Source organism: Arenibacter sp. P308M17 (genome assembly GCF_003426735.1).
Classification (GTDB): Bacteria; Bacteroidota; Bacteroidia; order Flavobacteriales; family Flavobacteriaceae; genus Arenibacter.
Map to the genome: position 1 here is coordinate 343151 of NZ_QVON01000006.1, position 22155 is coordinate 365305.

The following is a 22155-nucleotide window of genomic DNA, read 5'->3' on the forward strand; positions in this document are numbered from 1 at the left end:
AATCCAAATTAATAAAATATGCAACTAGAAGGAAAAAATGTACTCATCACAGGCGGTACCAGAGGGATTGGAAAATGTATAATACAGGAATTGGTGAAAGGCGGTGTACGCCATATTGCCGTAATTGCCCGTGATAAACAAAATTTAAAACAGCTCTCCCAGGAGTTTGAGGGCGTTAAGTTTATTCGTATTGCCGGCGATGTGGCCAATATAGAAGTTTTACGGGAGGCTGCGGCACGTATAGAGGACAAATGGGGACATGTGGATATCTTGATCAATAATGCGGGCATAGTAGCTGCTGGTCCCTTGGAAGATATAGAGGATGAAGACCTGTACGATCAGGTAGCGGTAAATATTACAGCGGTACTTTTACTTACCAAATATTGCATACCGCTTCTAAAAGCATCCAAGGAGGCTGCAATATTAAATATTTCTTCCGGTTTGGGGTTGTTGGGGATGCCCTTTTACGCAGTCTATGGAAGCACCAAGGCGGCCGTACGCCAATTTTCCGATGCTATGCGAAGGGAACTGGCCCCTTTTAACATTAGTGTTACCTGCTCTTTTCCAACGGCAACGGCAACGGATATGATGGAGAAATTTAAGGGTAGGGAGATGGATTCTCCGGAATACGTGGCCCGACGTTCAATTGAAGGGTTGCTGAATAAGGAATTGCAGGTAATATTTGGAGGGGAGGAACGGATAAGGGAAAATATCATGAATTTTGAGGCGCCCGAGGAATTTGACAAAATGGTGGCAAAGAATTATGAGGAGCGGAAAAAAGCAAGTATAGGCCATAAAACCGTTTAATCCAAAGATTCCCTGGAGGGGCGGAATATTATATAGTATCCGCTATCCAAGCGGATACTTTGTAAGGATTGTCAAAATTGCACCCACCGAAGTATGTTCCGAAATAGAAAGGGATTTCAGGGTTTCTAAGTACATGACAACAATCGTATTAATAAGGTCTCTCGGAAAATCCGTTTTACCCCAAACCCTAAAGCCTGCCTGTCCGGTAGGCAGGGGATCCGGATTTACCTTGATTTCTTCCCTGGCCGACTACTTTGTTCACGTCCTTACCGGAACGGGCGGGCTTTATTGTCGGGGTCAAAAATTGAGGAAAATCTTGCGAAATTAAATTCTGTCATGCACTATTGGTTTACTTTTTGGTAAAATACCGGATAACCTAAGCCGCTTTTATTGCAGGACCCCTTTCTTGTTATAGGCAGCGGCGGCCGCTCCTATAATGCCGGCATGATTTTGCAATTCTGCCGGAATTACCGGGGTTTCTATACTGATATAGTCTTTAAACTCTTCCCAATCCTTGGAGGTGCCGCCCCCTAATATAATTAGATCGGGAGAAACGATCAATTCAACATATTCCAGGAAAACGTTAAACCTCTTGCCCCATTTCTTATAACTAAGTCCTTCCCTTTCCTTGGCGGAAGCCGCTGCCCAAAGTTCTATTTTATCATATTTTTTATAGGGAATCTGCCCCAATTCAAAATTGGGGATCAATTCTCCGTTGTAAAAGGCACCGCTACCTAGGCCGGTTCCTATGGTAATCATCAGTACAAGGCCCTCCTTTCCCCGGCCCACACCGAAATTGATGGATGCATATCCTGCGGCATCGGCATCGTTTACCACGGTAACAGGTAATCCGGTAGCTTCGCTGAATAATTCATTTACATTTACACCAGTCCACCTTTTATGAAGGTTTCCGGGAGTTTTACAAACACCATTTTTAATAACCGTTGGAAACCCACAGCCAATAGGCCCGTTATAATCAAAATGTTGTACAATTTTGGCAACAATTTCGGCCATAGGTTTTGGTTTTCTCGATTTGGGAGTAGGTATCCTAAATCGCTCCGTTATCATTTCACCGGTTTCCATATTTACTAAAGCTCCTTTTATGCCCGAGCCACCGACATCTATTCCTAGGATTTCCATGTATTGTATTAATAATTTGTAAACAAAGTAACAAAAAACTTTTGGGAGTTATGGTATCCGTTTTTTTTGAATCAATATTTGTAATTTTGTTGAGCCTTAATTGTATAAAAATACCATCTTGGTTTCTGTAAATTTAGGATACCCAGGGTTGGCCAAAAAAAATAGCTTTTAAGCCATTGCCCTCTACTTAGGGCATATATCTTAGAGCCAGGAGCATATAGCCTACAGCCCACTTATCACACGTTCCGTTCCAAAGCCATAGGATACGGACATGGATATAAATTTATGGCATAGGAATAGTAACTTAGTTGTAGAGACCTGTATTTCCCTCTTCCAATATGGGCATAAGCGCCTTGATGATGTCCGGATTTAAATGGGCAATATTTTTGGTTTCATTGGGATCCGATATATGATCGTACAGTTCTACCCTAGGTTCGTTCTGGCCATAATATTTGGTTAACCTATATCTTTCCGTTCGCAACGAAATTCCATTGTTAAAATAGCTGTAGGCCACTTGATCTTCCTTTGGTGCAGCACTTGTGAAACTATCCCTAAAGCTTTCCCCGTCTATTTTGTGCTTCATTTCAATTTGGCACATCTCCATCAAGGTGGGGTAAATGTCCACCGTTTCTACAATGCTGTTTATTTTTTTATTCTGATGTTCTTGAAAGGGAGATCTAATGATCAAGGTGCTGTTCAGGGCATTTTCGAACAGGGTGTGCTTTCCCCAAACCCGCTGATCCCCCAAATGCCAACCATGGTCTCCCCAAATCACGATGATGGTATTTTTATCCATTCCCAACACCTTTAGCTCTTTCCAAATGTGTCCTATTTGGGCATCGATATAACTTATGGAGGCCAAATAGGCGTGCCCCAATTTTTTTGCATAGGCATTGGAAACCGGCTCTGATAGCTTAGGATGTTCTTCACCTAGGGTATATCCATTAAATTCACCACTGTTATGCAGACTTTTTAGGCTAATATTTTCTGGAATATGGGGATTTGGGGATACCGGTATCCGGTCCCGGTCATACAGGTCCCAGTATTTCTTGGGCGCATTAAATGGAAGATGTGGCTTAAAAAATCCTACCCCCATAAAAAAGGGGCGTTCGCTTTCCTTGAGTTCCCTGAGTTTTGCAATGGCAAGTTCGGTGGTCAATCCATCAGGATAACCTTCGTCGTTTACTTCCCCTGCCTCATAAGGTTTTACCTGTTTCTTTAAACTTTGGCGATTTTCTCCGTTCGCATAGGCAAAGAAGGCATTCCATCCTGTGCCCCATTTGCCGGGATCGAACAAGAGTTCGTCCCAGCTATAGGGCAGTTCTCTTTTGGTAGAGACCGGTTCTTCGTAACCGTAGACCAAGCCATCGGCAGAATGGCTGATTTTGCCTATCCCTACGGTGTAGTAACCGTTTCTTTTAAAATGGTGGATAAAACTTTCGGGAATATCTTGTTCTTCATTGGCCGATATTTCATGTATTATGGCATCATTTTTCAAATGTATGGGTTTGGTGGGACGCATCCCGGTCAATAGGGCGTAACGCGAAGCCCCACATGTAGGAACCTGTACATAGTGGTTGGTGAAAACAGAACCTTCGGAAGCTATGGCATCCATATTGGGCGACTTTACCACGGGGTGGCCATATACGCCCAATTCGGTTCTTAGGTCATCAACGGAAATGAAGAGGACATTGGGCTGTTTTTGCATCTGCCGGCATTGCAGGTTGCTCGTTAGGAAAACAAGGATTGTAATTGTGGAAAATAATTTTTTAAAAACTTTCGGCATGGTAAAACGTGGTTGAAGGATTATTTTTTTCAAATATAACGGCTATTTCAGTATTAGCTCAAGAGGTCCGAATCTTTGAGGAAATCGAGAATCAATTTATCAGCTTCCGGGATGTTTTTTCTATCCCGGTACTTTAGCCAGACAATTTCCCCCAATTCAGGGTCAATGGATATCTCCCCCTTATATTGGGAGGAGTAAGCGGTTTTTCGAACTAAAATTCCGGGTGCTGCACTATCGCCCCGTGCTTCAAAAATACCAATGTATATAAAAGAGGAAATATCCAGGGCAATGTTCCAACCTTCCTTTATTTTTTCGGAAAGTGTCATTGCGTCGGACACTTTTGGCTCCTTTTTTGCTCCGGGAAGCATAAATCCGGTCTTTCCCTTGGGCCTATAGGCCAAAAGCTTTTGGTCCACAATATGGATCCATACCAATTGGTCCAAAATTTCATCTGAAGGTTCAATATAATAGTCGATTGAATTCAAGGAGTGGTTTTTGTCCAAGAAATCCAGGAGCTTGTCAATTGCACCGCCAAACTTGGTAAGTGTTCCCAGTTGGTTGTTTCTGCCAAGGGCACTGGAAATGGTCTCGTCCCTATTTCCAAATTTATAGCCCCCTTTTTTGATCCACAGGACGTTTAAAAGATGTTGCATCCCTACATTTCCCAATTGATCTATTGAGATGGCTATTTTTAACAAATACTCGCCCAATCCTACGATGCCCTTTTTGAGCAGTCCATGAAAAATACCGTATAAAAAGCCAATGGGTAGGGTGAATATGAACAAGAGGATGGAGATGAGGAACAGAAGGATCCCGATCAGTGGGTTCACCTTTTTGTCTACCTTATAGACCTGTTTTTTTAGAATCATCGGCTTTGGTTGGTGGTTTAAAGATATAAATTTATTTTTCCCGGAGGGAAGGGTTATGTAAAGGGGGTTGGAAATTGAAGAAAATGAAATATTCCCCAATAATTAAATATCGAACCATTAAACAATCAAATAAATGCTATATTTGGAGAATTCAAAATTTTGGGATGGCTCTGTACAACGAGGTTTGTTCTTTAGTTATTTTTGCTTCCAATAGTACTATGTATAATTTAAGCTTCTCCATTAAATCCAAATAAAATCCTTTTAATAATTTATTTTGATGAAAAATTACATTACCCTTGTTCTTGGTGCGTTGATTATTTTCTTTTCCTCCTGCACTGGCAATAAAAGAGAGGGTGAACCGCGAATTTTGGTTTTTTCCAAGACAATGGGCTTTCAACATTCTTCCATACCCATGGGCATGGAAGCGATCCAAAAGTTGGGAGCGGAAAATAACTTTCTTGTAGATACCACCAAGAACTCCGAAGTCTTTACCGATGATGACTTGGCAAAGTATTCGGCCATAGTTTTTTTAAGTACTACCGGTAATATTTTGGACGCCGGGCAAGAAGCTGCATTTGAAAGATATATTCAGGCAGGGGGTGGTTTTGTAGGCGTACATGCGGCCACCGATACCGAATATGATTGGGGTTGGTATGGAAGATTGGTAGGGGCTTATTTTGAAAGTCACCCGGCAGGCGCACCGGAAGCCGACCTTATTATTAAGGACAATACTTTTGCGGCTACCGAGATGTTCCCGGATTCCGTTTGGCACCGTGCCGACGAACTCTATAATTTTAAAAAAATAAACCCGGAGGTCAACGTTTTGATGACGGTAGACGAAAAGTCTTATGAAGGGGGTAAAAACGGAGACCATCATCCCATGAGTTGGTACCACGAATACGATGGTGGCCGTGCTTTTTATACGGCCTTGGGCCATACGGAGGAAAGTTTCTCCGAGAATCTGTACTTAAAGCACCTGCTGGGAGGCATAAATTACGCCATTGGGAAGAACCAAATCCTTGATTATTCAAAAGCAACAACACAGATTCCTCCGGATACCGATCGTTTTACAAAGGTTCCCTTAAAGTATGGCGAATTTTTTGAGCCTACAGAAATGGCCATATTGCCGAACAATGATGTTTTGATTTCCCAAAGAAGGGGTGAAATATTGCTTTACAAGGCAACCACCAAAGAGTTGTCGCAAGTGGGTTATTTGGATGTATATAACAAAACCTTAAGAGGAAACGCCAATGCAGAGGAAGGATTAATGGGTTTACAGAAAGATCCCGATTTTGAAACCAACCATTGGATCTATTTGTACTACAGTCCAACCGGGGATAAATGGGTAAACCGTTTGTCCCGATTTAAGTTTGAGAACGATATTTTGGATACGGCCTCGGAACAGATTATTCTGGAAGTGGAAAGCCAGAGGGAGATATGTTGCCATACCGGCGGGTCAATAGCCTTTGGTCCGGATAATATGTTGTATCTGTCCACCGGGGACAATTCTACCCCCTTTAGCGAAAAAGGAGTGAAATATGTTAACAGTGGTTATGCTCCTTTAAATGATCTCCCTGGAAAGGAACAGTACGATGCCCGTAGATCCTCCGGGAATACCAATGACCTCCGCGGCAAGATTTTGCGAATTAAGGTAAATGAGGACGGCAGTTATAGCATTCCGGAAGGGAATTTGTTCCCAAAGGGCACCCCCAAGACCAGACCCGAAATATTTACCATGGGACATCGAAACCCGTATAGGATTTCGGTAGATCCCAAAAAGGGATATGTGTATTGGGGAGATGTGGGGCCTGATGCGAGAGTGGATAGTCTGGATACTAGAGGGCCTAGGGGATATGACGAAATGAACCAGGCCAGGGAAGCCGGAAATTTTGGTTGGCCATTGTTTGTTGCGGACAACAAACCATACCGCAGTTATGATTATGCTACAGGGGAGAGCGGGGAAGCCTTTGATCCGGAAAGACCTATCAACGATTCGAGAAACAATACAGGACTTAGGGAGCTTCCAAAGGCAATGCCGGCCTATGGTTTTTATCCGTATGTGGCATCCCAGGAATTTCCGCAGACCGGAACCGGTGGCAGGAATGCTATGGCGGGACCTGTATATTACTCCGATCTTTACCATGGTCCCAATGCCCTGCCAGTATATTACGATGGCAAAGTTTTGGTCTACGATTGGATACGGGGCTGGATGATGGCCGTTAGCTTGTTTCCCAATGGGGAATTTAATAAAATGGAACCTTTTGCCGATCAGATTAAAGTAAATAACCTGATCGATATGGAGGTAGGTCCGGATGGAAGGGTCTATCTCTTGGAATACGGTAGCGGTTGGTTTTCAAAAAATGACAATTCGGCCCTAAGTTATATTGAATATAATGGAGGCAACAGGCCTCCTGTAGTAGAGCATGTTACTATGGACAAAACCTCTGGAAAATTGCCGCTCACCATTACCGCCAAAGTTGAGGCCAGTGATAGGGAGCAGGACGCCATGACCTATACCTGGGATTTGGGGAATGGGGAAACCAAGGAAACCACCGGTCCGGAAATTACCTATACCTATGAAAGTGCGGGGGACTATTTTATATCGACTACCGTAATAGACAGCAAGGAAGCTTCGGTTACAAGCGAACCCATTAATGTAGTAGTAGGAAATTCGAGGCCTGAGGTATCCATAGATATCAGTGGGGGCAACACCTCATTTTTTATGCCGGGGACGGCTCTAAAGTATAAGGTTTCCGTTTTGGACCCGGACGGTTCCCCCATTGATGAAAATAACATATTTGTCTCCGTAGATTATTTGGAAGGCATGGACGAAGCCTCCCTTTCTTTGGGGCATCAAGAGGTTTCCGCTGCCGTTACCGGGAAAGCTTTGACTTTGGCGTTGGACTGTAAAACCTGCCATAAGGAAAAGGAAAAGTCCGTAGGACCTACATATAGGGATGTTGCCGAAAAATATAAGAATGAAAAAAATGGATTAAGCTATTTGCAAGGAAAGATAATTGCCGGGGGAAGTGGTGTTTGGGGAGAGGTTACCATGCCTGCCCATCCCAATCTTACCAAGGAGGAATCCAAGCAGATTGTTATATATATTCAATCTCTGGCCAGTAACGCGGTACAGAAGAAATCCTTACCGGCTACCGGAACCATAATGCCAAACCCGGCCAAAGGGGCTAGCGTAATGGTAATAACCGCCAGTTATACGGATCAAGGGGGGAACAATGTGAAACCTTTGACCGGGAGTAAGTCCGTTGTATTGCAAATGGATGGCGGTAAGGATAGTGCCGAAACTAATTAATATTTATTTTTGGTTGTTGGCGTTTTTGAAGTTACAAGCTGGTGTTGTTGACCTGGAGTTATTGATTATGGATGAATTTTATGTCAGTGATTCATCCAATTTTTAAATTCGGCGGCTTTCGCCTTGCTTACAATTAGCTGTTCTTTATGGGGTGGCATTACATTAATGGTTAGCTTCCCGTTAAAGTATTGCTTTATTCCTGCAATGGAATCCCTATGAACTATGAACTGCCTATTGAGCCTGTAAAAGTTGGACGGGTCCAGGTCGGTTTCAATGTCCTCCAATTTCTGGTCGATTATATGGGCCTGCCTGTCCTTTGTTACGGCTTTAACTATTCCGTTTTCTATAAAAAAATAGGCAATCCCATCTGTTTTCAATGGAATTAGTTCATCCCGATAACTCACTAAATATCTGGATTTATAGGTCTTTTTCTGATCCTTTATTAGGCTCAGGAGGCCTTCCACCTGGTTGGTGATGAGCCCTTTGCCCTTTAATAGCCCTTTGTATTGTGACAGACTTACTTCCAATTCATCCTCATCTATCGGTTTTAATAAATAATCAATACTATTTAGTTTGAAAGCTTTCAGGGCATATTGGTCATAAGCAGTGGTGAAAATAATGGGAGCATCAATTTTAACCGCATCAAAAATTTCAAAGGAAAGTCCATCTGCGAGATGAATGTCCATAAAAATAAGGTCGGCTTCCCAATTTTTTGAAAAATAATCAATAGCGGTTTTCACCGAATCCAAAACGGCCAATACCTCAAGTTCATCCTGTAGGTTTTTTAGCATATAGGCCAGATTTTCACTTGCCGCCAGTTCATCCTCTACAATTACTACTTTCATACGTTTAAATTTTTTTAATTATTTGGAAATAAACTAATTAAAAAACCCGCCTGAATGGCCAGTCGGGCAGGTTGAGAACGTATGTAACCGCTACGCTCTCACATTAAACCTGCCTGCCGGCAAGGCAGGAATTTTAAACATTGCCTTTTGTGAAGTAATTTTTAAAATTTATTAATGTTCGTTTCATCTGTTGCTATTTATTGTCCGCCCGGTGCCGGTGCGGACGGATTTTTAATGGGTCCGACCTGCCCGACTTTTTCGTTCCCGTCCGTACCGGAACAGGCGGACAGGCGGGTGTAATTACTCACATCAATTCTATCATTAATGAGTTCGTGAACCTTTTCGGTTTCACCTATCAATATTTCGGTGGATATCCAGAATTGTTATGGCTCATTTCATATCATTTTGTTCAAGGGGAGTTTTACTCTAAAAATATCACTCTTTTTGTCTATAATAATCTGTTGTTTGCGAATCATATAGTAACGTTTGTACAAATTTAGAAGTCCTGTCCCGGTACCCTCGGCCAGGGTAGTGCGGGTACGTACTTTATTCTCCACGTAAATACAATCATCTTGGAAATAGATATTGACCTTCAAAGGGTGTGTTTCCGAAATTTCATTGTGTTTCACTGCGTTTTCTACCAATAATTGCAATGCCAAGGGAGGTATTTTTCTATCCAGATAACCATCGTCTATGGCAATTTCAATTTGAAAGCGGTTCCTGTACCTGGTCTTTATCAAATACGTATAACTGTCGAGGAATTTAAGTTCTTCCTTTAGGGCAACCAGGTCCCTGTCCCCGCTCTGCAATATATAGCGGTACATAAAGGAAAGCTTTTTAACGAACATGGTAGCCTCCTTGTTGTCTCGGATAAGGGAATTTAGGGAGTTGAGGGAATTAAAGAGAAAATGGGGGTTAATTTGATTTTTAAGGGCAGAAAGTTCATTTTGAAGGTTCTGCTGTTTCAAATGTTCGTTTTCCAATATGTTCTGACGCTGAACAATCTGAAGCCTTAAAATTCTGGAAATGAAAATAATGATAACAAGGACAACGATGAAAATAAAAACTTGAAAGTCCTCTTCCCTACTGGAGATGTTCTTGTCCACCAAATATGGATATATGAAATCTAAAAGTAGAATGGTGGAGACCAAAATTCCCATATTGCCTGAAATCCACAATAGCCAAACAATTAAGCGTTTCCTTTTTGGAATACGATATATCCAATTGGTGTTGAATTGCAGTACCGACCATGAGAAAAGGAAGAAAAACCAAAACTTTAAATCTAGATCTACAAACAGGTCACTGGAAAAGATGGCCTTGTTGAAACCCGTTGTCCCGAAAAAGGATATGGTTAACGGAAGGGTCACCAGAACAGCGATCAGTAGGGCAATCTTAATAATTTCAAGCTGTTTTACCGGTTTTATTGTATCCATGTCAACTTTGTTGTTTTAAATATACTTCTTTACAACTCCCTATCATAGCTCTTTGGAACGATTTTGATACTCTCCCGGATGGGAGTGAAACAAAAAGCCCCTGAAAGAATCAAGGGCTAGTGTATAATATACCTAATGTTGCTGTAGCTATTTGGCATAGGCATCGAATCCTTTGGGCAAATAGTTCATAACATCAAAACCCAAATGGACTTCTTCCTCCAATTCCTCAACAACTATATCGTTCAGGTCCAGTTCCATGCCCGTATAGGCATTGAAGCCAAGGGGAAGGTATTGGGCCGGATCAAAGCCCAGGACAATTTCTTCTTCCAATTCCTCAATAACAATTTCGTCAAGATCCAATCCCATCCCGGCATACGCGTTGAAATGCAACGGTAAATAGGGGGCAGGGTCAAAATTTAGGACAATCTCTTCCTCTATTTCAATAAGGTCTATATCCTCCAGACTTAAATTCCTGACTTCTTCATCCATAAGCAAGCCTTCCTTAAATGGGTTACGGGGGTCGTATGAATTAGTTGTTGGGCAATCGCTATCTAAAATATTAGGACATCCGCCGGTTCCTGAAAAGGAAAGCAGAAAAAAAGAGGTGAGTACAGTACCCAATAATAGAACTGAATTTCTCATGATGTTTAACTTTTGTATTATTTTGATTTGCATTTAATTTAATTTCTTGTGCAAATATAGTGGCCGCGATGGGGCATAACCGGCAAATTTCAAGTGAAGCGGACAAAATTGGAGGTGAAGTGTCCTTGGGAGCTACCCAACTGAACAGGACACTAGTGTCGTGTCAATGCTACTGTGTCGTTTAAGTTATGGTTATTTTTTATCTGGGCAAGGCGCAAAAAAAATGAGCATGGCCATAGCTACCTGAGATTTTTTGCAACGCAGGCCAGGTGAAAAAGAACAAGACTTGGGATGGCTAAAGTAGGGTTAACAGGAAACTATATTGCCCGTTGAATTACCTCGAATACCTTGTTGCCATCACATTTCAGGGTTTTGGAGGGATATTTTAGAATAAGGGCATAGTCGTGGGTGGCCATAAGAATGGTCCTTCCCGTTTTATTGATATCCTGAAGCACCTTCATCACCTCCACGCTGGTCTGGGGGTCGAGATTTCCAGTGGGCTCATCTGCCAAGATTAGATCCGGGTCATTGAGCAGGGCCCGGGCAATGGCAATACGCTGCTGCTCCCCTCCGGAAAGTTCATGGGGAAATTTGAAGCCCTTTGTTTTCATACCCACTTTATCCAGGACATCCTCAATCTTGGCGTTCATTTCACTAAGGTCTTTCCAGCCGGTAGCCTTTAGTACAAAAAGGAGGTTGTTGTTTACATTGCGATCCGGTAATAATTTAAAATCCTGAAAAACAACGCCCAGCTTTCTTCTCAAATAGGGTATTTCCTTTTCCTTCAAGGTAGTAAGATCGAAATCTACAATATGGCCGCTACCTTGTTTTAATGGCAGGTCGCCGTATAAAGTTTTCATAAAGCTGCTCTTTCCACTGCCCGTCTTTCCAATAAGGTATACAAATTCCCCTTTCTTTATTTCAAGGCTGATATCGTTCAATACCAAATTCTCGCCCTGAAATACGGCTACATCCTCCAACTTCAATATGCTTTCGCCCATAGTTTTTAATGTTGATATAAAAGTAATAAGTTCCTTTGGAATTAAATCAAATCTTCTTTAAAAATCTTTTTCTTTATCATATACTTAGGGACAATATTTATCGTTATATAATTTAATTACGGTAATTCTTAACTTTTAGAGAACACTATGCTAAGAAAAAAAACCGCTGTAATACTGTGTTTTGTCGGGTCTTTATTTTACGTAAACGCCCAAGAATCGGAAATCTATACTTTTGACCAAAAGGACTATCAGGAAGCTTTGGCCTTGTATAACAACAAACAGTATCAAGCAGCCCAGACTATCTTTGAAAAAGTAAAAAATAGTACCAGGGATGAAGAGACCCAGGCCAATAGTGCGTATTATGCTGCTACAGCGGCAATTCGCCTTAACCAATTGGGGGCCGACAGGTTAATGGAAGACTTTGTTGAAAAGTATCCAACTTCCACCAAACGCAATTCGGCCTACCTCGACGTTGCCGATTATTATTTTGCGACCGGAAAATATCCCTATGCCCTAAAATGGTATACCAAGGTAGATCAAAGCTCCATGTCCAGAAAGGATAAGGAACGTTTCAATTTTAACAATGGTTACGCCTTGTTCTCCTCCAATAAGCCGAAAGAGGCCGAGCGGTATCTGAACCAGGTGACCACCTCCCCTACCTACGGTTCCCAAGCCAAGTATTACTTGGGCTATATTGCCTATCAACAAGATGATTATGCCCAGGCCAATCAGCGTTTTGATCAGATCACCGACCAGGAGTTGTTGGAGGAAAAGCTGTCCTACTACCAGGCCGATATGAACTTTAAATTGGGCAAGTTTGAAGAGGCCATTGCCTTGGCAAAAAAACAATTGCCAAAATCTGATCGAAATGAAGTTTCGGAACTCAACAAAATAATAGGGGAGAGTTATTTCAATCTAGAACAATACGCCAATGCCATTCCTTATTTAACCGAATACAAAGGGAAAAGGGGAAAGTGGAGCAATACGGACTATTACCTTTTGGGCTATTCCTATTATATGCAGGGCGATTATGCCAATGGGATACAGCAATTCAACAAAATAATAGACGGTAATAACGATGTTTCCCAGAATGCCTATTATCATTTGGCGGAATGCTATCTAAAGCTGGATAAAAAACAGGAGGCCCTGAACGCCTTCAGAAATGCGTCCCAAATGGATTTCAATCCGGAAATTCAAAAAGACGCCTATTTAAATTACGCCCGATTGAGCTACGAAATAGGGAATGCCTATGAGCCAGTACCCAAGGTATTGACCAATTATTTGGAGAAGTATCCCAATGATCCCAATACAGGTGAGATGCAGGAACTTTTGGTGGATTCCTATATCACTTCCAAAAATTTTGCCGGGGCTATGGAACTTTTGGAGAAAAATAAAAATTTTGCCAGTAAGGCTACCTATCAAAAAGTAGCGTTTTACCGCGGTGTGGAATTGTTCCTAGAAATGAATTATGAGGAAGCATCGGCCGTCTTCAAGAAATCTTTGGAGAATGCCGAAGACCAATACTTTAAGGCCAGGTCCAGCTATTGGAAAGCGGAATCGGATTATAATATGAACCATTTTGAAGAGGCCGTTGCCGGATATCTTCAATTTAAATCAAATCCGACTGCCAAGGCAACTCCGGAGTTTAAGGACGTGGACTATAATCTGGCTTATTCCTATTTCAAATTGAAAAATTATAATAACGCCATAGCGGCATTTTCTGATTATGTGGAAGCCAACAACGGGGATAACGGAAAACTAAATGATGCCTACCTGCGCCTGGCGGATAGTTATTTTGTTAGCAGCAAGTATTGGCCTGCCATAGAAACGTATAACAAGGCAATAGCACAAAACAGTAGTTCGAGCGACTATGCTGCCTACCAAAAGGCGCTGAGCTATGGTTTTGTGGATAGGAGCGCTACCAAAATAGAGGAGCTTTCCAATTTTGTCTCCAGGTATCCCAACTCCACATTAAAGGATGACGCCTTGTTTGAACTGGCCAATTCCTACGTGAGGGCCAATAATACGGAAAGAGGGTTGCAACTTTACGATCAGCTTGCAATGGACTATAAGGGCAGCTCCTTGGTACCACAGGCCATGTTGCGCCAAGGATTGGTATATTATAATGCCAGCCGAAACGAACAGGCCCTGGCCAAATTTAAAACAGTAGTAAGGGACCACCCAAATACCCAGGAAGCCCTTCAGGCAGTAACCACGGCCAAGCTAATCTATATGGACCTTGGCAGGGTGGACGAATATGCGCAATGGGTTAAGGGCCTTGATTTTGTTGAGGTGACCGATACCGAACTGGACAATGCTACTTTTGAATCTGCGGACAAACAATATATAGAAGGCAATAAGGATGCGGCCATAAAGGGATATGAGGCCTATGTTAAACAATTTCCAAACGGCTTGAATACCTTAAAAGCCAATTTTAATTTGGCGCAATTGTACTTTGGTAAGGGCGAGAAGGATAAAGCTTTGCCGTATTTTAAGAATGTGGCAGCCAAAGGGGCCAATGAATATGCCGAGCAGGCACTCACCAGGGTATGCGAGATCTATGTAGGTAAAAATGATTATGTTACTGCCGTTCCCTACTTGGAAGAATTGGAAGCCAAGGCGGAAATTCAGCAGAATATCACCTTTGCCCAATCCAATCTTATGAAGGGTTATTATGGGCAGTCAGACTACACTAAGACCATCCAATATGCCACTAAGGTACTGTCCAGTCCCAATATTGATAACCGTATAAAAAGTGATGCGCAAATAATGATAGCCAGATCTGCCATTAAGACCAAGGATGAAAGCAGGGCGGAAAAAGCGTATTCGGAAGTAGTTAAAATTGCCACAGGCGATTTGGCGGCAGAGGCACTTTATTACGATGCCTATTTTAAGAACAAGGCCCAAAATTATGAGGCTTCCAATGTTTCGGTCCAAAAATTGGCCAAGGATTATGCGGGCTACAAGGAATGGAGTGCCAAAGGCTTGATCATTATGGCCAAGAACTTCTATGCCCTGGGCGATGCTTTCCAGGCCACCTATATTTTGGATAGTGTTATCGCCAATTTTGGGGATTATCCAGAAATAGTGGCCCAGGCCAAACAGGAATCTTCCATTGTCAAAGCAAAAGAAGCCCAAAGCAATTCCTCCATTAATCCAGAGGGAAATTAAAATTTCCTTGCAAAAAGAACACAGTATGCACATGCACATTAAAATATCCATATTTGCTATTCTAGGTTTTCTACAGATCGGATCGGCACAGGAAGATAAAAAAGACTTAGGAACGGAAACGGTGACAGTGGTTAAGGCCTATGCACCTACCATTTCGGACGCTTTCAAGCTGAAGTCGGTACCTACTTTGAACGACTCCATAGTTCTGCAAAAAAAACCGATCGATTACAGCATATTTTCCGTTCCCGTTGCCTCCACTTTTACTCCTTCCAAGGGGAAGGCTTCCGGGGTGAAAAAGCTTCCGCCCGAAAAAATATATAATTCCTATGCATCCGTAGGCCTGGGCAACTACAACAACGCCTTGGCAGATTTTTATACCAGTAGCGCCCTTAACAGGGATGAACGGCTGGATGTAAGCCTAAACCACCATTCCTCTAGGGGGGAAATAGACGGTACCGCTTTGGATAACATATTTTACAACACCAAATTGGACGCCAATTATACCAAAAGTGACAGGGATATACGTTGGGGAGCCAATATAGGGGGGCAGCACCAAATGTATAATTGGTACGGAATTCCCAATGGGTATTATACGGAGGAATTGGTGAACGGCATAGATGAAAAGCAGAACTATTTTAATGTATATGCCGGGGGATCTGTGGAAGTGGAAGATTCTTTTTTTAAAAGTGCCGAGCTATGGTACAGGCGGTTTTGGGATGCTACCAAATCTGGAGAAAATAGGGCAGTGCTAAAACCTGCCTTCCAATTTCCTTTGGGCGATGAATTTTTGATACTCAAGGCCAAGGTAGATTATTTGGGAGGTAAGTTCAAGAATGGCCAGGTAGGGAACGACTCCAACCTGCCAGGAATAGATTATTCGCATTTGCAATTTGGGATAAATCCCAGCATCAACATTCTAGGGGACGATTTTTCGCTTAATCTGGGCGCAAATTTGGTGTATGGTATGGATTTGGAAAACAGTGAGGGCAATTTCTATATTTATCCTACTATAATGGCATCCTATCGTTTGTTGGATGAGGTGGCCATTGCCTATGGTGGGGTAGAAGGGGAGTTAAAGCAGAACTCCTTCTATGGTTTTGTGGAAGAGAACCCATATGTTTCCCCCACCTTGGACATGCAACCTACAGACCAACAGTACGATGCCTATATTGGCATAAAGGGACAGCTGCTGCCCAATCTTAGCTATAATGTTAAGGGATCCTATATGGCGGAAAATAGAAAACCGTTATTCTTACTAAATCCGGAAAACACCTCCAGGACAGATGAAAAAGGATATTATTACGGAAATAGCTTCCAGGTGTTTTATGATGATGTAAAGACCTTGGGAGTTTTTGGAGAATTGAACGTAGATATAAACCGTAATTTTAGTTTAGGGATAAATGCCCAGGTCTATGATTACGACACGGAAACCGATAATCCCGCCTGGAACCTGCCAGGTCTTACCGCTTCTATGTTTATGGATTATCAAATAGGGGAGAAGTGGTTTATGGGTGCCAATCTATTTTATGTAGGGGAGCGTGATGATCTATACACTGTGGCCTCCCCGGGAACTTTACCGGAAGACTATGCAATGACCCCGGTGACTTTGGATAGCTATTTTGATGCCAATGCGCATATTGGCTATCGTATTAATGAACAATTGTCCGTTTTTGCAAAGGCAAATAATATTGCCGATCAGAATTATATGCGCTGGAACAATTATAGGGTACAGGGTTTTCAAGTCTTGGCCGGAGCCACCTACAAATTTGATCTATAGATAAAAACAATATTTGGATTTAGCGGTTGGTCATGATCTACCAAAAACCCCGTGGTATTTTATGGTCGCCTTAAATGTACCTTCTGCCTTTAAACTTCCCGACAAGAGAGGCAAAAAGGCAGCAAGGTATTTTTGATTTAAGGAGTACATGTCCCATTCGTCACGCATTGGGGCATTTAATCACAGAATGGAAAAAAAGGATACTTTTTGTTGTTGATTAACCTAATTTTGTAGATCACTTCAATTATAAACTATTTGGAAATGAAAAATTTTGGAAAATTGATTTGCGCTTTTACTTTTTTTGCTTTCAGTAGTATGCCACTTTTGGCTGTAAACTTGAATAATGGTACTTATGGTTCCATTGATCCGATCAATATAGCTGAAATCATGTACCGTTCACCAATTGGAACATGGGAATATACCGTGGAGGATGTTCCTTATGAATATAGTTCCGGAGTGTTGATTATTACCAAGGAAAAAGGGGAATATGCGGTTGTTGTAAATGTCAATAACAATAAACTTACGGCTTCGGATGTTACGGTCAAGGATAATACGGTGAGCTTTTCGGTATATATTGAAGGGGGAAAAGTACAGGTTTCCCTACAGGTGAAGGATGATATTATAAATGGCAGGGCAAATTCTGTGGACGGTTCATTTTTATTAAAGGGAAAAAGAAACAAATCATAAGGGATATAGACCTTAGGGCCGTATTTGGCTGCAGGGGTTACCATTATCCCTGATTATATGGGTGTTTATTTATTTCCAGTTAAAGGTTAAAACTGTGTTCTCGATCGCTTTAGGGATTTGTTGCTATAATTTATAGGTATCTAAAGTCGGTAGTGGCTGTTTGCAGTCGGCAAAAATGTTCATCACTGCTGTTTAATGTCAACCGTTAATTGTCGACTTGGCTCCCAGTCCTTGCCAAGGAATTCCATTCCGGCAGGGATGTAATTTAATTGCAGTAGTTTAGTTTTGATAAAATATACCTAAACCTTTTGCTCGTTTGGAATGGTTTTGGTCTCCAAGTTTTACCCATTAATTTACAACTCTCAAGTATTTTGAACATTGAAATCAATGGATAATAGGACAATTTGGGTACTTTTTCCTACAAAAAGAACCTCGCACAATGGGATCGTGCAAATAGGTGTACTGAATTGGGTTTGGCCGTACGGAGAATTGGCTGGAATAGATATGGAGCAGCGCAACCTATGGGAAATAATGGGGATGAAGAGGGTAGGGCACCTAATGGAAGCGTTGGGTTTATAATTTCCAAACCCCTTGAAAAGTAGGCCTTTAAAGGGATAATCGAGTTTTTTTTTGATACTTGTTAAAATTGTTGGCTATAAATGATTGTGGTTCAAACTTTTGGAACTATATTTGACTTATAATAAGTAATTAATTTAAATTTTAGTAATGAGTAGAGGAACAGTAAAATTTTTCAACGATGCCAAAGGATTTGGGTTCATCACAGAAGAAGGTTCTAACAAAGAACATTTTGTACACATCTCTGGTTTAATCGACGAAATTCGCGAAGGCGATGAAGTTGAGTTTGAACTAAAAGAAGGAAAAAAAGGATTAAACGCAGTAAACGTTAAAGTTATTTAATATATACTTTTTTAATTTCCTAAGACCTGAGGCCTATCGAATGATAGGCTTTTTTTATTCGTAAGACCCGGATTTCAAAAGCCGATGGCGCATTGAAATACGTTGGTCGAACGAACCCCGCCTTTTGGCGGGGTTTATAGTTTAACGCCCCGAGTCTTGAGACGGTTTAACGCCCCGAGCTTCAGGTATGTTCCATATAGAGGGATACAGTATTTGGTTTAGGTTTTAATGCATATATTGCCTTATGCAATTAGAAATTAGGGCTCCGCAGGCTAATGATGTGTCCTTAGACTTTTATTCATTATATTGTTTCATATAAACATGTATAGTAGATTGGGAAGGTTGCCCCAATATCCATTTAGTAGTTTCATTATTTAGCTTATATGCATTTCTCCCTATGTTCGAATACTTGGATAAAATAAGTTTACTGATCAATAAAATGGCTGCAGACCAGAAGGATAAATTGGTCAGTGCCGCTAAAATTGTGGCCGACGTTATCAAGAACGATGGTATTATCCATACCATAGGTACCGGCCATTCCCAAATGATCGGAATGGAAATGTTTGGTAGGGCCTCCAATTTGGCCAATGTAAATGCCATTATGGACGATATGGTCCTTATGGCCAATGGGGCAAGAAGATCTGCTGAAATAGAGCAGATCAGTGGACTTGCAGAAATACTTTGGAAGAAGTACCAATTTAATAAAGGGGATGTATTGATCGTTGTTTCAAATTCGGGAAGGAATACCTTGCCCCTGGAGATGGCCATGAAAGCAAAGCAGCAGGGTTTAAATACCATAGCGATCACTTCCATGGAGCAGTCCAAAAAGTACCCTTCCAGACATTCTAGCGGGAAGAAATTGTTCCAGATTGCGGATTTGGTAATTGATAATTGTGTTCCTACTGGAGATGGGGTGATGTCTATTAACGATCTACTTATAGGTCCGGCTTCCTCGGTCTTGGGAATGATCATTGTAAACATAATCTCGACCGAAGCCATCAAGATTAATTTGGAACAAGGTGTGGATGTCTCTATTTTTCAGAGTCAGAACATAGACGGGGCAGACAATGAAGCGCTATATCAAAAATATGAATCCAGGGTAAAACACCTGTAGCAAATGGGGGAATCGAAGGACCTTTTCTTTTTTTTAACGCCTCTATTTTATAATTTAGGAAGTTTACGCAACGAAAGGTCTTTTATAGGCCATGGACAGAAGTTTAAATGGGTTCATAATCAATTGAACTTGAAACCACCACTTATGAACTTAAAGTATAGGCATTGTATTTTTCTTTTAATGATTTTGGGGCTCACTTCCAGCGGCTATGCACAGAAGGATAAACGTCCCAATGTAATTTTGGTGATTACGGATGATCAGGGTTACGGGGATTTGGGATTTACTGGAAATCCACATGTAAGGACACCGGTCATTGATGCCTTGGCACGCGAAAGTGTTAGGTTCAACAATTTTTACGTTTCCCCAGTTTGTGCACCCACCAGGTCCAGTTTAATGACGGGGCGTTATTCTTTGAGGACGGGTATGAGGGATACGTACAATGGGGGTGCCATTATGGCTTCCTCCGAGGTAACCATTGCCGAAATGTTGAAACAGGCAGATTATAGCACAGGGGCATTTGGAAAATGGCATTTAGGGGATAATTACCCCAGCAGGCCCAGTGACCAGGGCTTTGACGAGTCCGTTATCCACCTATCGGGCGGTATGGGGCAAGTTGGTGATATTACTACCTATTTTAAGGGGGATAGAAGTTATTTTGACCCTGTGCTTTGGCACAACAACCTACAGGAATCCTATAAAGGGTATTGTTCCGATATCTTTACGGACCAGGCCATTAATTTTATTGAAAAAAATAAGGAATCCCCTTTTTTTTGCTATTTGGCGTTTAATGCCCCGCATACCCCCTTACAGGTGCCGGATTCCTATTATCAAAAGTATAGGGATGTAGATCCTTCTGCAGGGTTTGGCAAGGACGGGAAGCCATTTTCAAAAATGAGCGAAAAGGACAAGGAGGATGCCAGAAAGGTGTATGCCATGGTAAACAATATAGATGACAACCTAGGGAAGCTCTTCAATAAATTGGATGCTTTGGGGATATCTGAAAATACCCTTATAATTTTTATGACCGATAATGGTCCCCAACAGACCAGGTATGTAGGTGGTATGCGGGGACGTAAGGGCGATGTGTACAATGGGGGCGTTCGCGTGCCATTTTACTTGAAATATCCGGCATTTTCCAAAGACAACAAAGAGGTGGAGACCATGGCGGCACATTTGGACGTACTGCCTACCCTTTCGGAAATATGCGATGTGGACATGCCCAAGGACAGGGTAATGGACGGTAAAAGTTTGGTTCCATTAATACAGGGCCGGCCAGTGGATTGGGAAGACCGTTCCTTATTTTTTTATTGGTCACGTAGGTACCCCGAACTATACCATAATATGGCGATTCAAAAATCCGGGTATAAGTTGGTGGGAAAAACGGACTACAATGCCGGGATAGAAGATTTTGAACTGTACCAGCTTACCAAGGATCCCTACGAACAGCACAATGTATTAATGGAAAACAGAGCATTGGCCATAGACCTAAAAAAAGAGCTGGATAAAATATATAAGGAATTGATCGTTTCCGAAAACCTGGTCGACCCTCCAAAAATTTTGGTCGGTACGCCTCATGAGAACCCTATTATTTTAAATAGGAACGATGCCGGGGGGGAACGTGGTATTTGGAATCAGGAGGAAGTTTATGGCCATTGGGACACTGATGTTGAAGAGGGCTATTATAATATTACCTATAAGTTTGTTAGGCCGGTGGCCCCTGAGGGGAGAATGGTTTTGGAAGCCAATACCCTTGTTTGGCAAATGGAGAACAAAAAAGGGAATACCGATATTATCCGGATGGAGAAGGTTTTTTTTCCAAAAATGACAGCTAAACTTATACCCTTTTATGCAGTGGACAACAAAAATATCTTTCCTTTTTGGATGGAAATGGAAAAAGTGGATTAGGATCCAACGGGTTTTTTAGTCACTCGTTTTCAAGAAAATGAATGATTTTTTAGGCTTGTAATTTTCCTGATGAGGTACATTAAATAATTGTTGTACAAGACCATTATTGATGTACATTCGCACAAAATTTTAATGTCCATGGAAAGCAGGGTAAGAGCAGTTGAGGCATTATTTGCCGGTTTGGATAGGGAGATAGCTATCTTTCAATCCGAATCGGGTCTTGGCTGTAAAGCAGGATGCGGCAAGTGCTGTACCTATCCGGATATTGAAGCTTCCCCGCTGGAATTTTTGCCATGGGCCTTTTATCTTTTTTTAAGCGGGAAGGCAGAAACTACTTTGGAGGAATTAAAGGTGGGCAATAATTCCATTTGCCATTTATATCGGCCATTGTCCGTTTTGGATAGCAATAGTGGCAGATGCGGGGATTATAAGTACCGCGGACTAATTTGTCGTCTATTTGGTTTTGGGGCAACTAGGGATAAAATGGGAGAACTCCGTTTGGCCACCTGCAAGATTATAAAGGAAAACCAGGCGGAGCTTTATGAAAATTCCAAGGTTGCCATGAAGAATGGATTATACGTGCCCATTTTTACGGACTACTATATGAATTTAAATCAGATAGATTTTAGGATGGGCAATAGTATTCTTCCTATCAACAAGGCTTTGAGGGCCGCCATTGAGGAAGTACTCCAGTATTATGCCTACCGTCCCTTCCCGGAAGGACATAAGGTTATTGCGTAACCTTAA

The 22155-nt window shown here is 41.8% G+C and carries 18 protein-coding genes; 10 read left to right on the plus strand and 8 right to left on the minus strand.

The features are described from left to right. The first annotated feature begins 18 nt into the window (after positions 1-18). Positions 19-807 carry an SDR family oxidoreductase gene (locus D0S24_RS15975; protein ID WP_117020817.1) on the plus strand — a complete coding sequence of 263 codons (789 nt, stop codon included), beginning with the start codon at positions 19-21 and terminating at the stop codon, positions 805-807. Between the two features lie 387 nt (positions 808-1194). On the opposite strand, the gene ppgK is transcribed toward D0S24_RS15975, so the two are convergent. The 3 genes from ppgK to D0S24_RS15995 all read right to left on the minus strand — a co-directional run bounded on the left by ppgK (position 1195) and on the right by D0S24_RS15995 (position 4602). After that, complete coding sequence (ppgK, locus tag D0S24_RS15985; protein ID WP_117020819.1) at positions 1195-1947, minus strand: polyphosphate--glucose phosphotransferase; 753 nt, start codon at positions 1945-1947, stop codon at positions 1195-1197. A 304-nt stretch (positions 1948-2251) separates the two neighbouring features. After that, positions 2252-3655, minus strand: coding sequence for a sulfatase (locus tag D0S24_RS15990; protein ID WP_251795807.1), 1404 nt, complete (start codon positions 3653-3655; stop codon positions 2252-2254). Positions 3656-3786: 131 nt separating this feature from the next. Then, positions 3787-4602 carry an NUDIX domain-containing protein gene (locus D0S24_RS15995; RefSeq protein WP_117020871.1) on the minus strand — a complete coding sequence of 272 codons (816 nt, stop codon included), beginning with the start codon at positions 4600-4602 and terminating at the stop codon, positions 3787-3789. A gap of 277 nt (positions 4603-4879) precedes the next feature. Here D0S24_RS15995 and D0S24_RS16000 point away from each other — a divergent pair, with 277 nt between their 5' ends. After that, positions 4880-7915 carry a ThuA domain-containing protein gene (locus D0S24_RS16000; RefSeq protein ID WP_117020821.1) on the plus strand — a complete coding sequence of 1012 codons (3036 nt, stop codon included), beginning with the start codon at positions 4880-4882 and terminating at the stop codon, positions 7913-7915. 83 nt (positions 7916-7998) lie between these two features. Here D0S24_RS16000 and D0S24_RS16005 read toward each other — a convergent pair whose 3' ends face one another. From D0S24_RS16005 to D0S24_RS16020, 5 genes are all read right to left on the minus strand, one after another. Further along, a complete protein-coding gene (locus D0S24_RS16005; protein ID WP_117020822.1) occupies positions 7999-8760 on the minus strand; it encodes a LytTR family DNA-binding domain-containing protein in 762 nt (253 codons plus the stop codon). Positions 8761-8957: 197 nt separating this feature from the next. Further along, on the minus strand, positions 8958-9119 hold the full coding sequence (locus tag D0S24_RS21175; protein ID WP_181938120.1) for a hypothetical protein: 162 nt from the start codon (positions 9117-9119) through the stop codon (positions 8958-8960). 36 nt (positions 9120-9155) lie between these two features. Next, on the minus strand, positions 9156-10193 hold the full coding sequence (locus D0S24_RS16010) for a sensor histidine kinase (RefSeq protein WP_117020823.1): 1038 nt from the start codon (positions 10191-10193) through the stop codon (positions 9156-9158). A 147-nt stretch (positions 10194-10340) separates the two neighbouring features. Next, entirely contained in the window at positions 10341-10835 is a 495-nt protein-coding gene (locus D0S24_RS16015) for a hypothetical protein (protein WP_147321472.1), read from the minus strand. Positions 10836-11152: 317 nt separating this feature from the next. Beyond that, positions 11153-11836: a cell division ATP-binding protein FtsE gene (locus tag D0S24_RS16020; protein ID WP_117020825.1), complete on the minus strand. Its 684-nt coding sequence runs from the start codon at positions 11834-11836 to the stop codon at positions 11153-11155. 147 nt (positions 11837-11983) lie between these two features. Between D0S24_RS16020 and D0S24_RS16025 the strand changes: the two genes are divergently transcribed. The 8 genes from D0S24_RS16025 to D0S24_RS16060 all read left to right on the plus strand — a co-directional run bounded on the left by D0S24_RS16025 (position 11984) and on the right by D0S24_RS16060 (position 22149). Continuing rightward, positions 11984-15007, plus strand: a complete 3024-nt coding sequence (locus tag D0S24_RS16025) for a tetratricopeptide repeat protein (protein WP_117020826.1) — start codon at positions 11984-11986, stop codon at positions 15005-15007. Between the two features lie 25 nt (positions 15008-15032). Next, positions 15033-16784 (plus strand): TonB-dependent receptor, encoded by a 1752-nt coding sequence (locus tag D0S24_RS16030; protein WP_117020827.1) that lies wholly within the window; start codon positions 15033-15035, stop codon positions 16782-16784. 261 nt (positions 16785-17045) lie between these two features. Beyond that, a complete protein-coding gene (locus tag D0S24_RS16035; protein WP_117020828.1) occupies positions 17046-17471 on the plus strand; it encodes a hypothetical protein in 426 nt (141 codons plus the stop codon). A 387-nt stretch (positions 17472-17858) separates the two neighbouring features. Beyond that, entirely contained in the window at positions 17859-18050 is a 192-nt protein-coding gene (locus D0S24_RS16040; RefSeq protein WP_147321473.1) for a hypothetical protein, read from the plus strand. Between the two features lie 147 nt (positions 18051-18197). Further along, complete coding sequence (locus D0S24_RS16045) at positions 18198-18389, plus strand: cold-shock protein (RefSeq protein WP_031442744.1); 192 nt, start codon at positions 18198-18200, stop codon at positions 18387-18389. A 397-nt stretch (positions 18390-18786) separates the two neighbouring features. After that, positions 18787-19503 (plus strand): sugar isomerase domain-containing protein, encoded by a 717-nt coding sequence (locus D0S24_RS16050; RefSeq protein ID WP_117020830.1) that lies wholly within the window; start codon positions 18787-18789, stop codon positions 19501-19503. A gap of 144 nt (positions 19504-19647) precedes the next feature. Further along, positions 19648-21408, plus strand: a complete 1761-nt coding sequence (locus tag D0S24_RS16055; RefSeq protein WP_117020872.1) for an arylsulfatase — start codon at positions 19648-19650, stop codon at positions 21406-21408. 138 nt (positions 21409-21546) lie between these two features. Next, positions 21547-22149, plus strand: a complete 603-nt coding sequence (locus tag D0S24_RS16060) for a YkgJ family cysteine cluster protein (RefSeq protein WP_309545104.1) — start codon at positions 21547-21549, stop codon at positions 22147-22149. Positions 22150-22155 lie beyond the last annotated feature (6 nt).